The organism is Mesorhizobium sp. M3A.F.Ca.ET.175.01.1.1 (assembly GCF_004791945.1).
Classification (GTDB): Bacteria; Pseudomonadota; Alphaproteobacteria; order Rhizobiales; family Rhizobiaceae; genus Mesorhizobium.
The window spans coordinates 344595-356766 of the sequence record NZ_SRTP01000006.1; the positions used below are offsets into that span (position 1 = coordinate 344595).

Here is a 12172-nt window from a genome sequence, read left to right on the forward strand (position 1 = left end):
CGATTGCGGCTGCAAAGTCCGGCCTGGCTAGGTGGTTTGCCATAGGCGAAGGGTACGGACGAATGCCAGCATCCCGACTGATTATTCTGGGCGTGGCGGTGGCCGCGGCGGGTGGCGCCGGTTATGTTGCAAAGAACATGGTGGTGGCGCCGCCGCCCCAGATCGTGGTTGGCGCTCCGAAGGCGCCGGCCATAGCGTTGCAGGACGTCCTGGTCCTTTCTGGCGACGTCCCGATGGGCAGTCCGCTGGAGAGCAACATCCGCTGGGAAAAGTGGCCCTCCGACGGCGTCAATGCAAACTTCATCACCCGCGCCGCCGAGCCCGATGCGGTGGAAAAGCTCAAGGGCTCCGTCGCCCGCGTGGCACTGTATACGGGCGAACCCTTGCGCCGGTCCAAGCTCATCGGCGAAGGGCAGAGCTTCATGTCGTCGATCCTGCCGTCCGGCATGCGAGCCGTCGCCACCGCGATATCGGCGGACACGTCGGCGGGCGGCTTCATCCTTCCGAACGACTTTGTCGACGTCATCATGACCCGCCGCGCCGACGGCGCCAACGGCGGCAGCGGCTTCAACACCGAGACGATACTGAAGAACATCCGTGTGCTGGCCATCGACCAGACCATCCAGGAAGACGAAGAAGGCAAGAAGACCAGGGTCGGCCAGACCGCGACGCTTGAGCTGACGCCGCAGCAGGCTGAAATCATCACCGTGGCGCAGCAGATGGCGGATCGACTGACGCTGGCGCTGCGCCCGATCACCGATACGAACGAAAAGAACCTGGACGAGGCCGACTACTTGATCAACGGCAACGGGCGCCGCGGGACAGTGCGGGTGATCAAGGCAGGCGAAGTTTCCGAAGTGGGAGCAAGGAAATGAGGCTAAATGGTAAACTGCCGTTGACGCTGGCGGCGGCGATGGGCCTGCTCCTTGCTGGCTTGAACGCGCCCGGCCTTGTCGATGCGAGAGCCGCAGCCAAGACGGCCGGCGTTTCGGCGTCGGTGGCAACGCAGCGCGTCAAGCTCGGCCTCAACAAGTCGGTGGTCATCGACCTGCCGAGCGACGCTTACGACATCCTCGTCGCCAACCCGGCGGTCGCCGACGCGGTGACCCGCACCGCACGGCGTGTTTATCTGTTCGGCAAGGCGGTCGGCGAAACCAACATCTTCGTCTTCGGTCCCAATGGCGAGCAGATCGTCAGCCTGGATCTGGCCGTCGAACGCGATGTCGCCGGCCTGGAAGATTATCTCAAGCGCTTCATTCCATCCTCCGAGATCAAGGTCGAGCTGCTGAACGACAACGTCGTCCTCACCGGAACCGTGGACACCCCCCTCGATGCCAAGCGCGCGGTCGATCTGGCGACCATCTTCGTTTCTGGCGGTGAAGCGACGACCGGTCAGTATTCGCAGACCGCGGCCGGCGGCTCGGCCAATGGCGGCGTCGACATCAACAACCCCGACAGCGAGCGCCGCGTCTCCAAGATCGTCAATCTCCTGCAGATCATCGGCGACGATCAGGTCACGCTCAAGGTGACGGTCGCGGAAGTCAGCCGCTCGGTGATGAAGCAGCTCGGCGTCAACATGGTCGGCAATGGCGGCAGCGATGGCATCTCCTGGGGTGCCCTGAGCGACACCTTCACCGGCCTTGGCAAACCCATTTCGAATTCGAACATCGCCATCGGCACCTCCGCTCTCCAGGCCTACATTAACGCCATGGAACAGGCTGGCGTCATGAAGACCCTGGCCGAGCCTACGCTGACTGCCGTGTCCGGCGAGAAGGCGACTTTCAAGGTCGGCGGCGAGTACAACATGGTGAACAGCGTCAGCGCGAACGTTTCCACCGACAACCAGACCGGCATTAGGACGTACTCCGTCGAGAAGATCGAATACGGCATCGGCCTGGAGTTTCAGCCTGTGGTGCTGTCTCCCGGCCGCATCAGCCTGAAGGTCAGGACTTCTGTCTCCGAACCGACGACGGAAGGCTCCGTGGCGTTTTCAGCCGGCGGAACGAGTCCGGGCATGAATGCCTTGTCGCTGCGCAAACGTCTGGCCGACACGACGGTGGAATTGCCTTCGGGCGGCTCGATGATGATTGCCGGTCTCGTCCGCGACGACGTCCGGCAGGCCATCAACGGATTGCCCGGGCTGACGAAGATCCCCGTGCTCGGCACGCTGTTCCGCAGCCGCGATTTCGTGCGCAACGAAAGCGAACTCGTGATCATCATCACGCCCTATCTGGCGAAGCCGGTTGCGCGCAACGAACTGGCCAAGCCGGACGACAATTTCAACCCGCCGAGCGATGGCGCCGGCATGTTCCTTGGGCGCGTCAACCGCGTCTACGGCACCATGCAGACCGACAGGCCTCCGGGCCGCTATCACGGCGTCGTTGGCTTCATCTACAAGTGAGCGGGGAAGCGGACATGTATCAGTCAGCATCGAAGACCATGACGATCGCAGCGGCAGGTTGGGGCCGCGAGCGGATTCGGCGGTCCGCAGTCCCGGCTTTGGCGATGGCGCTGGCGGCATCGCTCGCCGGCTGCGCCAGCTGGCACCGCGACAGCGTGACGGTCGGAGCGATCCCCGACGACTATCGGACGAATCATCCGATCGTCATTGCCGAGAAGAACCAGAAGATCGATATTCCGGTCGGCGCCGGCGATCGCGGCATGACCGGTTCGCAGCGCGACACGCTGCTCGGCTTCCTCGACGGCTACGACAGGAGCGCGGCCCCGGCGCTGACGATCGCGACCCCGGTCGGCTCTGCCAACGCCGCGGCCGCTGCCGCGGCCAGCCGTGATTTCGCCAGGCTCGCCATGGCCGCCGGCGTCAGGCGCAACAACATCGTCATGACCTCGTATCAATCGGCCGTGCCCGAGGCATCGGCGCCGGTGCGCGTCGCCTTTGTGGCGGTGAGGGCCCAGACGGACAGATGCGGGCGTTGGCCCGAAGATCTGACCCAGACGTCCGAGAACAAGCACTATGCCGATTTCGGCTGCTCCTATCAGAATAACCTCGCCGCTCAGATGGCCAATCCCAACGATCTGCTGGGGCCGCGCAAGCAGTCCCAGATCGACGCCGAGAACCGCGGCGCCGTGATCGACATCTACCGCTCGCGGGGCATATCGGACGAGTTCCTGGGCAATTCGGAAGTGACTTACTAAGGCCGCGCAATCCACGAAAAGAGCATGACGATGAGCAATCTTGCCTACGACACGCCCTCGGATGTCGGCGACGCCTCGCAACAGGACATCGCCGCCATGCAGGCGCTGCGGCCGGTGCCGCGCATCTCGATCCAGGCCTTTTGCGAGACGGAAGGCGTCGCCAATCCGATCGAGCGCGCCGGCGCGGATCGCCGCATGGCCAAGGCCCACGTCAAGGTTCACATGGGCGGCATCGCCACGGCGATCGAGTTCTACCAGTCGGCGCCGACGCCCAACCTGATCCTGCTGGAGTCGCGCAGCGAACCGAAACAGCTGCTCGAGCAGCTTTCCCATCTCTCCGAATATTGTGATCCGTCCTCGAAGGTGGTGGTGATCGGCCACTACAACGACGTCGGCCTCTATCGGGAACTCATCCGCTCCGGCATTTCCGAATATGTGATCGCGCCGGTCTCCATGACCGACATCGTCAGTGTCGTGTCGTCGATCTTTGTCGATCCGGAAGCCGATCCGATCGGGCGCTCGATCGCCTTCATCGGTGCCAAGGGCGGCGTCGGCTCCTCGACCATCGCTCACAACGTCGCCTGGGCGATGTCGTCACTGTTCAAGTCCGAGGTGGTGGTCGCCGATCTCGATCTTGCCTTCGGCACGGCCAACATCAATTTCGACCAGGACCCGGCGCAAGGCATCGCCGAAGCGGTATTCGCGCCCGAGCGGGTCGACGAAGTCTATCTCGACCGGCTGCTCGCGCAATGCGCCGAGCATTTGTCGCTGCTCGCTGCACCCTCCACGCTCGAGCGCGTCTATGATTTCGATTCCGACGCCTTCGCGCAGGTCATCGAAACGGCGCAGCGCAGCGCGCCCCTCCTGGTGCTCGATGTCCCCCACATCTGGAGCGGATGGTCGAAGAGCACGCTGATCAAGGCCGACGAGATCGTCATCACGGCAACGCCTGAGCTCGCCAACCTGCGCAACACCAAGAACATGATGGACATGCTGAAGCGGCTGCGTCCGAACGATCCGCCGCCGAAGCTGGTCATCAACCAGGCCGGCGTGCCGAAACGGCCGGAGATCGCCGCTTCCGACTTCGCCGAACCGCTCGGAATCACGCCCATGGCGGTGATCAACTTCGACCCGCTGCTGTTCGGCAATGCGGCCAACAACGGCCGCATGCTGGGCGAGATGGACGCCAAGAGCCCGGTTGTCGGCACCATCAACGAGATCGCGCATGTGCTGACCGGGCGCAGCGAAATCAAGTCCAAGAAGAAGGTTGGCCTGGGCTCGCTCCTCGGCAAGCTCTCGCTCAGCAAAAAGTGACGCTTTCATCGCGGCATCGGGTAGTCGATCATGTTTGGTAAAAGAGGCACAGATGACGGCAATCGGGCGAAGCCCGAATTCCGTCCGCCAGCACCGGCTCCCGCCGCTCCCGGCACCGCTGCGACGGCGGTTCTCGAACGGCCGGCCGCGGCCAGCGCGCCCGCCACGCCGCCCCCCCGCCGCGCGGTCGAGCCGCCGCCGGTGGCGCCCGAGCCTCCAAGAAGGGTTCAGCGCGAGCGCAGCGAGACCTATTACGACACCAAGAGCCAGGTCTTTTCGGCACTCATCGACACCATCGACCTGTCGCAGCTCGCCAAGCTCGATCCCGAGAGCGCGCGCGAGGAAATCCGCGATATCGTCAACGACATCATCGCGATCAAGAACTTCGCGATGTCGATCTCCGAGCAGGAGGAATTGCTCGAGGACATCTGCAACGACGTCCTGGGCTATGGGCCGCTGGAGCCGCTGCTCGCGCGCGACGACATCGCCGACATCATGGTGAACGGCTCCAAGAACGTCTACATCGAGGTCAACGGCAAGGTCGAGCAGACCGGCATCCGCTTTCGCGACAACCAGCAGCTGCTCAACATCTGCCAGCGTATCGTCAGCCAGGTCGGCCGCCGCGTCGATGAATCGAGCCCGATCTGCGACGCCCGCCTTCCGGACGGCTCGCGCGTCAACGTCATCGCGCCGCCACTCTCCATCGACGGCACCGCGCTCACCATCCGCAAGTTCAAGAAGGATAAGCTGACGCTCGATCAGCTGGTCAAGTTCGGCGCCATCTCTCCGCATGGCGCCGAGATCCTGAAGATCATCGGCCGCGTCCGCTGCAACGTCGTCATCTCGGGCGGCACCGGCTCCGGCAAGACGACACTGCTCAACTGCCTCACCAACTATATCGACCGCGAGGAGCGCGTCATCACCTGCGAGGACTCGGCCGAGCTGCAGCTGCAGCAGCCGCATGTGGTCCGTCTCGAAACACGCCCCCCGAACCTCGAGGGCGAGGGTGAGGTGACCATGCGCGACCTGGTCAAGAACTGCCTGCGCATGCGGCCCGAGCGGATCATCGTCGGCGAGGTGCGCGGACCGGAAGTGTTCGACCTTCTCCAGGCGATGAACACCGGCCATGACGGTTCGATGGGCACCATCCACTCCAACAGTCCGCGCGAATGCCTGAACCGCATGGAATCGATGATCGCCATGGGCGGCTACTCTCTGCCGCAGAAGACCGTGCGCGAGATCGTCGTCGGATCGGTGGACGTGATCATCCAGGCGGCCCGCCTGCGCGACGGTTCGCGCCGCATCACGCACATCACCGAGGTGATCGGCATGGAAGGCGACGTCATCATCACCCAGGACCTCGTCCTCTACAACATCAAGGGCGAAGACTCGAACGGCCGGTTGATCGGCGAGCATGTGTCCACCGGCATCGGCCGTCCGCATTTCTGGGATCGCGCCCGCTACTATGGCGAGGAGCAGCGCCTCGCCAACGCGCTCGAGGCCATGGAGAAACGTTCTGACTGATGCAGCTGGAGGCGTAGGGGTCCAGGTCGATGTTCGGAATTGACAACACCGTACTGGCGTTCGTCGTGCTTGCCGGCTTCAGCGCCGGGGCGGTGGCTTATGCGTTCCTCTTCAACCGCATCAGCAACGAGAAACAGGTCGGCAAGCGGCTTGAGACGATCAAGGCCGCGGAGACCGACCATTCGGTGGCGAAGGCTTCGCGCGACCGCGCCGCGGAAGCCGTCAAGCGGCGCAAGTCGCTTCAGGACTCGCTGAAGCAGCTCGACGAGAAGCAGAAATCGAACGACCGCATCGTCAAGAAGCCGCCGCTGAAGACCCAGCTCCGCCAGGCCGGCATGACGGTTTCCATCGAGCGCTTCTACCTTTACTCGGTGGTCTGCGGCATCGCCCTGACGGTGCTCGCCTTTTTGGCGGGCGCGCCGTTGCTCGTGCTGCCGGGCGCCTTGCTGGCCGGCGCCTTGGGCCTGCCGCGCTGGTTCGTGTCTTTCCGCCGCGCTCGCCGGGTCAAGGCATTCCTGGAGGAATTCCCGAACGCCCTCGACATCATCGTGCGCGCCGTCAAGTCCGGTCTGCCGCTGAACGACGCGATCCGCCTGATCGCCAACGAGTCGCCCGAGCCGGTCCGCGCCGAGTTCCGCCGCGTCGTCGATTCCCAGCAGGTGGGCATGTCGATCCCCGACGCCACCCTGCGCATGCCCGAAACCATGCCCTGCACCGAGGCGGGCTTCTTCGGCATCGTCATCCAGATCCAGTCGCAGGCCGGCGGCAATCTCTCCGAGGCCCTGGGCAATCTTTCGCGCGTGCTGCGCGACCGCAAGAAGATGAAGGCCAAGGTCCAGGCGCTGTCGATGGAAGCCAAGGCGTCCGCCGTCATCATCGGCGCGCTGCCTTTCGTCGTCGCCTTTCTCGTTTATCTTTCGAGTCCGAATTACATCATGCCTCTGTTCACCACGAGCGTCGGCAATCTGATCCTCGGCTGTTCCGCCGTGTGGATGTCGATCGGCATTCTTGTGATGCGCAAGATGATGAATTTCGAAGTGTAGGGGTGAGCATCCCATGACCGACCAGGTTGTCAGAACCCTTACTGATCCGTCCTTTCTGATCGCCCTGCTGGTCGGCATTGCGGTGTTTGCCACCGTCTTCACGCTGTTGCCGGCGCTCGGCGGCAACCAGCTCAAGTCGCGCATGAAGACCGTGGCGTTGGAGCGCGACGAACTGCGCGCCAAGCAGCGCGCCCGACTGGCCAACGAAGCCGATCGCCGCCGCAAGGGCGGCCTGCGCGAGGAGCAGTCGATCGGCATGCGGAACATCGTCGAGCGGCTGGATCTTCGGCGCGCGCTTGCCGATGAAGGCACATTGCAGAAGCTCAAGGTGGCGGGTTTCCGGGGCCAGAATCCGCTGACGCGCTTTCTGTTCTTCCGCCTGGTCCTGCCCTTCGTCGGATTTGCCCTGGCGGCCGTTTACCTGTTCATGCTCGGCGGGCTGCCGCAACAGCCGCCTTTCATCAAGCTGTTCGTCTGCGTCGTCGTCGCCTATGGCGGCTTCTACGCGCCGATCCTCTACGTCAACAACCGCGCGGCCAAACGCAAGCAGTCGATCCAACTGGCGTGGCCGGACGCGCTCGACCTGATGCTGATCTGCGTGGAATCAGGCATGTCGGTGGAGGCGGCGCTGCGCAAGGTCGCCGACGAGATCGGCGGACAGTCGGTGGCGCTTGCCGAGGAGTTCGTGCTCACAAATGCCGAACTCTCCTATCTGCAGGAGCGCAAGGTTGCCTATGAGAACCTGGCCAGCCGCACCGGTCTGGAATCGGTGAAGTCGGTGTCCCAGGCGCTGGTCCAGGCCGAACGCTACGGCACCCCGGTCGCCACTGCGTTGCGCGTGCTGGCTTCGGAAAGCCGGGACATGCGCATGAACGCGGCCGAGAAGAAGGCGGCCGCGCTGCCGCCGAAGCTCACCGTGCCGATGATCCTCTTCTTCCTGCCGGTTCTGTTCGCCATCATTCTCGGCCCTGCCGGCATCCAGGTCAGCCAGCGTGGCATCTTCGGCGACCACAACTCCAGCAGCAAGTAGGCGAGCCAGTTCAGGAGCAAAACAAAAGCCGCGCGGCTGATGCCTGCGCGGCTTTCGACGTCTTGATGTGACCGGGACCGGCCTGCTGTCAGTTGGTCGCGGCCTTCGCCTTGTCCTGGGCCTTGAGCTGGTTCCAGGCATTCTGCTGGGCGAGCATCTGCCGCAGATAGGCGACGTTGGCCTGCGCCTGTTCCGGCGACAGCTCCTGCGAGGCGATTTTCTCGGCTTCGTCGAACCGGCCTTGCAGGCCGACGACCAGCGCCAGATTCTGGCGCACCCGGCTGTCGGCATTCGGCTGCTGCGCGGCGGAGCGCATGTAGGTTTCCGCGGTGCGGAGGTCCCCCTCGAGCACGTAGGACATGCCGAGGTTGGACAGGATCGAGGGTTCGTTCGGCTTCAGCTCGAGCGCTTTGCGGTAGTCCTGGCGCGCCTCGTCCCTTTGGCCCATCTGGTCGAGGATCGCGGCTTCCGCCGAAACCAGTCGCCAGTCCGGATATTCCGGCGTCTGCGCGCGGCGCACGGCATCGAGCGCCGGCTCGAACTGCCCGTTGGCGGCGAGCGCCTTGCCGTAGGCGGCAAGCACGTCGCGATCCTTGGGGTAGGCGATCGCCAGCTTGCGCATTACCGCCAGCGACTGATCGGCGTCGCCGTCCATCTGCAGGGCCGCTGCGAAATTGGTCGCGATCCGCTTGTCGTTCGGATTCCGGGCGTAGGATTCGCCAAGCCTGGTCGTCGCGCTGTGCAACTCGGCGGCCGACATGGTTTCCAGCGGCCTGGAGTCGGAGCGGGATATGGAGCCGGTTGTGAGCTTGCTGGTGCTGCCGCACCCGGCGACGCCGGCGGCCAGCGCCGCCACCAATGCCGTGCTGATCAGACGCTTGCCTGTGATGTTGAACGCTTTGATCGGCATCGGCGTCGGGTCTCCGTTCCTGCGCGACCATTGGCTGGCCGTCTCTCCCTTCGCAGAAATATTCTGTTAACCCTAACGGACAGTTAACGATCGGCTGTCGGCGAATGTCTTTGCTGCCTGCAACTGCCTTCGCCAGCCAGTTTGGGCGCGACGGACATGCTCGCCGCGCGGGCGCCCGCGCGGCTGCCATTGCCTTGCATTCCTGACTGCCGGGCTGGGCGCCGTTTACGCGAGCGCGGCCATGGCGATCCACAAGAGTGTCCGAATTGCCGTTGGAATCTCGTCATAGTTCTGCCAGTGAGACAGGTCAGAGCCGCTGAGAAACCCAAGCCGGAGAGCATCGAATGCCTGTCGAACTCGTCGAAGGGAACCAGACGGCGGCACTGCCGGTCCACCTGGTTCGAAAGGATCGTCTCGAAACCGTCGGGCTTCCGGAGGCCGCCATGGCCTGGGCCCGGGCCAACGGCTTTTCCGGCGAGGCGGGCCGCACGCTGATCCTGCCGGGCGAGCACGGAGCCATCGCCGGCGCGCTGTTCGGAACCGGCGACGGCGAGAACGCGCTTGCGGTCGGTGCCCTGGCTCGCTCGCTGCCTGAAGGCGACTGGTATTTTGCCCAGGATTTGCCGCAGCCGGATCTCGCCGCGCTTGCCCTTTTGCTCGGCGGCTACAGCTTCACCCGCTACGGCAAGAAGCCGGGCAAGGCGTCGCGTTTCGCGCTGCCGGCGGGGGCCGACGGCCGGCATGTCCGCGACATCGCCGACGGCGTCTTTCGGACACGCGATCTGGTCAATACGCCAACCAGCGACATGGGACCGGCCGAACTGGAAGAAGCCGTGCGGACGCTGGCCGCCGAGCATCGCGCCGACGTCTCGACGATCAGCGGCGATGATCTCCTGATCCAGAATTTCCCGATGATCCACGCCGTCGGCCGCGCCTCGACCAGCGCGCCACGCCTGGTAGACATGACTTGGGGGCCAAGCGATGCACCCAAGGTGACGCTGGTCGGCAAGGGTGTCTGCTTCGATACAGGCGGGCTGGACATCAAGCCGTCGTCCGGCATGCTGTTGATGAAGAAGGACATGGGCGGCGCGGCCAATGTTCTGGGCCTGGCGTCCATGGTCATGGCGGCGAAACTCCACGTGCGGCTGCGGGTGCTGATCCCTGCTGTGGAGAATTCGATCGCCGGCAACGCCTTCCGGCCGGGCGACGTGCTGAGGAGCCGCAAAGGCATCACCGTCGAGATCGGCAACACCGATGCGGAAGGCAGACTGGTTCTGGCCGACGCGCTGGCGCTTGCCGACGACGAGGAGCCCGGCCTGCTGATCGACATGGCGACGCTGACGGGTGCCGCCCGCGTTGCGCTCGGTCCCGACCTGCCGCCGTTCTACACTGGTGACGAGGCACTGGCGTCCGACATTGCGGCGGCGTCGATCGCGGTGGAAGATCCTCTGTGGCGCATGCCGCTCTGGCGGCCCTACGACGCAAAGCTCAACTCCAAGATTGCCGACGTCAACAACGTCACCACGGACGGTTTCGCCGGCTCGATCACGGCGGCGCTGTTCCTCAAGCGCTTCGTCGAAAAGACCGCCGGCTGGGCGCATTTCGATATCTTCGCCTGGAACCCGAGCGATCGTCCGCATGGTCCGACCGGCGGCGAGGCGCAGGGCATTCGGGCGCTGGAGCGGGTGATCTCGCAGCGTTTCGGCTAGTGCGCTGCATGCAAGCCGGCGAAATGCCCGGGACTGAAACGGAACCGAAACAATTTGCGGTCATGCTGGGGCGATGTCGATCTCGATGCGCCCGAGCCAGGCTTTGCGATTGTGGCAGCAGGTGATGCTGTCGCAGGTGCGCGAGGGCGAGCCCGATCTCACCATGCGCCAGACGGCGATCCTGTTCACCATCTACCTCGATCCGCCGCCGCATACGGTGCGCGGGCTGGCGGCCAGGCTCAACGTCACCAAGCCGGTTATCACCCGCGCGCTCGACACGATGGGCGCGCTGAAGCTGGTGTCGCGCCATCGCGACGAACTCGACAAGCGCAATGTCCTGATCCGGCGCACGGTGGAGGGCGCGCTCTTTGTCGAGCGCTTCGGCGATGGTATCGTCGCCAGGGCGCACGAGTTGCCCATCTGACCTTTTCAATGGACGGATTGCCGATTTGACCGCCAGGGACGCCCGCCTTCACGCCTTTCGTTCCGACCTTGCCGATGCCAGGCTGAAAGGGAGGGTGGCGGCCGACCGCTTCGTCGCCGGCCGCCCGGCGCGGATCGCCGCCTCGGTCGCCGATTTGCGCAAGACGCCGCGCCCCGATGCCGGCGTCGACACGCAGGCGCTGTTCGGCGACGACGTGCTGGTCTTCGAGGAGGCGGAAGGCTGGGCTTGGGTTCAGGCCGAGGCCGACGGTTATGTCGGCTATGTCGCGGACACGGTGCTGGGCCCGCGCGAGAAGACGCCGACCCACATCGTCTCGGTGCCGCGCACCTTTGTCTATCCCGGCCCGGACCTGCGCTTCCCGACAGCTGGCCAATTGTCGATGGGGTCTTGCGTGACGGTGACACGCTCCGCCGAAACGCGCGGCACGCATTATGCGCTGCTCCCCTCCGGCCAGGCTGTCATCGCCCGCCATCTGCGGCCGCTCGCCGAGGTCGGCGATGACTATGTCACGATTGCCGAAAGCTTCCTCGGCACGCCCTATCTCTGGGGCGGCGTTTCCGGCTTCGGCATCGACTGCTCCGGTCTCGTCCAACTGTCGATGCGCATGGCCGGCCGCAACGTGCTGCGCGATACCGACATGCAGGCGGCGAGCATTGGCTCGCCATTCGAGCCCGGTCCGGATTTCTCAGGACTGCGGCGCGGCGACCTCGTCTTCTGGAAAGGCCATGTCGCGATCATGACCGACGCCAAAGACATGGTCCACGCCAACGGCCACACCATGCTGGTCTCGCGCGAGGGGCTGAAGGAGGCGGTTGAGCGCATCAGCTATCTTTATGGCGGCCCGACGGGGTTTAGGAGGCCATAGCGCCTTTGCCTCTCCCTTGTCAGGGCAGGGCTATCGCATATGAGTAAGGGCCTGGATGAGGTAGTCGTCATTCCAGGCGCATTTCTTGATGCGGTGGCTAATGGGGACTTTGTCGACATCGGCGCCCTGAAGGATGTTTCTGGCGATGCGGTTGAGGAGCGCGGTGTTGGCGGGAG

Annotated in this window: 11 protein-coding genes; 10 read left to right on the forward strand and 1 reads right to left on the reverse strand. The window is 64.5% G+C overall.

The annotated features are described in order from the left end of the window. Nucleotides 1–62 precede the first annotated feature (62 nt). The 7 genes from cpaB to EN818_RS17430 are packed head-to-tail and all read left to right on the forward strand — an operon-like array spanning nucleotide 63 to nucleotide 8067. Entirely contained in the window at nucleotides 63–875 is an 813-nt protein-coding gene (gene cpaB, locus EN818_RS17400) for a Flp pilus assembly protein CpaB (protein WP_095806523.1), read from the forward strand. Next, complete coding sequence (locus EN818_RS17405; protein ID WP_095806522.1) at nucleotides 872–2401, forward strand: type II and III secretion system protein family protein; 1530 nt, start codon at nucleotides 872–874, stop codon at nucleotides 2399–2401. Before cpaB ends, EN818_RS17405 begins: the two co-directional genes overlap by 4 nt. A 14-nt stretch (nucleotides 2402–2415) precedes the next feature. After that, nucleotides 2416–3156 carry a CpaD family pilus assembly protein gene (locus EN818_RS17410; protein WP_095806521.1) on the forward strand — a complete coding sequence of 247 codons (741 nt, stop codon included), beginning with the start codon at nucleotides 2416–2418 and terminating at the stop codon, nucleotides 3154–3156. Nucleotides 3157–3186: 30 nt separating this feature from the next. Beyond that, a complete protein-coding gene (locus tag EN818_RS17415) occupies nucleotides 3187–4470 on the forward strand; it encodes a CpaE family protein (RefSeq protein WP_176478385.1) in 1284 nt (427 codons plus the stop codon). Between the two features lie 30 nt (nucleotides 4471–4500). After that, complete coding sequence (locus EN818_RS17420; RefSeq protein ID WP_095806519.1) at nucleotides 4501–5994, forward strand: CpaF family protein; 1494 nt, start codon at nucleotides 4501–4503, stop codon at nucleotides 5992–5994. Nucleotides 5995–6023: 29 nt separating this feature from the next. Then, nucleotides 6024–7037, forward strand: a complete 1014-nt coding sequence (locus tag EN818_RS17425; RefSeq protein ID WP_095806518.1) for a type II secretion system F family protein — start codon at nucleotides 6024–6026, stop codon at nucleotides 7035–7037. A gap of 13 nt (nucleotides 7038–7050) precedes the next feature. After that, nucleotides 7051–8067 carry a type II secretion system F family protein gene (locus EN818_RS17430; protein ID WP_095806517.1) on the forward strand — a complete coding sequence of 339 codons (1017 nt, stop codon included), beginning with the start codon at nucleotides 7051–7053 and terminating at the stop codon, nucleotides 8065–8067. 88 nt (nucleotides 8068–8155) lie between these two features. On the opposite strand, the gene EN818_RS17435 is transcribed toward EN818_RS17430, so the two are convergent. Next, nucleotides 8156–8977, reverse strand: a complete 822-nt coding sequence (locus tag EN818_RS17435) for a tetratricopeptide repeat protein (protein WP_095806516.1) — start codon at nucleotides 8975–8977, stop codon at nucleotides 8156–8158. A gap of 344 nt (nucleotides 8978–9321) precedes the next feature. Here EN818_RS17435 and EN818_RS17440 point away from each other — a divergent pair, with 344 nt between their 5' ends. The 3 genes from EN818_RS17440 to EN818_RS17450 all read left to right on the forward strand — a co-directional run bounded on the left by EN818_RS17440 (nucleotide 9322) and on the right by EN818_RS17450 (nucleotide 11996). Further along, complete coding sequence (locus EN818_RS17440) at nucleotides 9322–10686, forward strand: leucyl aminopeptidase family protein (protein ID WP_095806515.1); 1365 nt, start codon at nucleotides 9322–9324, stop codon at nucleotides 10684–10686. Between the two features lie 73 nt (nucleotides 10687–10759). After that, nucleotides 10760–11110, forward strand: a complete 351-nt coding sequence (locus EN818_RS17445) for a MarR family winged helix-turn-helix transcriptional regulator (protein WP_095806514.1) — start codon at nucleotides 10760–10762, stop codon at nucleotides 11108–11110. Nucleotides 11111–11135: 25 nt separating this feature from the next. Continuing rightward, nucleotides 11136–11996: an NlpC/P60 family protein gene (locus EN818_RS17450; protein ID WP_165349924.1), complete on the forward strand. Its 861-nt coding sequence runs from the start codon at nucleotides 11136–11138 to the stop codon at nucleotides 11994–11996. Nucleotides 11997–12172: the final 176 nt, after the last annotated feature.

What these genes read in the sequence shown, in the direction of transcription:
- EN818_RS17440 (WP_095806515.1), top strand. Translation starts at nt 9,322, where the DNA reads ATGCCTGTCGAACTCGTCGAAGGGAACCAGACGGCGGCACTGCCGGTC.
- EN818_RS17430 (WP_095806517.1), top strand. Translation starts at nt 7,051, where the DNA reads ATGACCGACCAGGTTGTCAGAACCCTTACTGATCCGTCCTTTCTGATC.
- EN818_RS17445 (WP_095806514.1), top strand. Translation starts at nt 10,760, where the DNA reads ATGTCGATCTCGATGCGCCCGAGCCAGGCTTTGCGATTGTGGCAGCAG.
- cpaB (WP_095806523.1), top strand. Translation starts at nt 63, where the DNA reads ATGCCAGCATCCCGACTGATTATTCTGGGCGTGGCGGTGGCCGCGGCG.
- EN818_RS17420 (WP_095806519.1), top strand. Translation starts at nt 4,501, where the DNA reads ATGTTTGGTAAAAGAGGCACAGATGACGGCAATCGGGCGAAGCCCGAA.
- EN818_RS17435 (WP_095806516.1), bottom strand. Translation starts at nt 8,977, where the DNA reads ATGCCGATCAAAGCGTTCAACATCACAGGCAAGCGTCTGATCAGCACG.
- EN818_RS17405 (WP_095806522.1), top strand. Translation starts at nt 872, where the DNA reads ATGAGGCTAAATGGTAAACTGCCGTTGACGCTGGCGGCGGCGATGGGC.
- EN818_RS17410 (WP_095806521.1), top strand. Translation starts at nt 2,416, where the DNA reads ATGTATCAGTCAGCATCGAAGACCATGACGATCGCAGCGGCAGGTTGG.
- EN818_RS17425 (WP_095806518.1), top strand. Translation starts at nt 6,024, where the DNA reads ATGTTCGGAATTGACAACACCGTACTGGCGTTCGTCGTGCTTGCCGGC.
- EN818_RS17415 (WP_176478385.1), top strand. Translation starts at nt 3,187, where the DNA reads ATGAGCAATCTTGCCTACGACACGCCCTCGGATGTCGGCGACGCCTCG.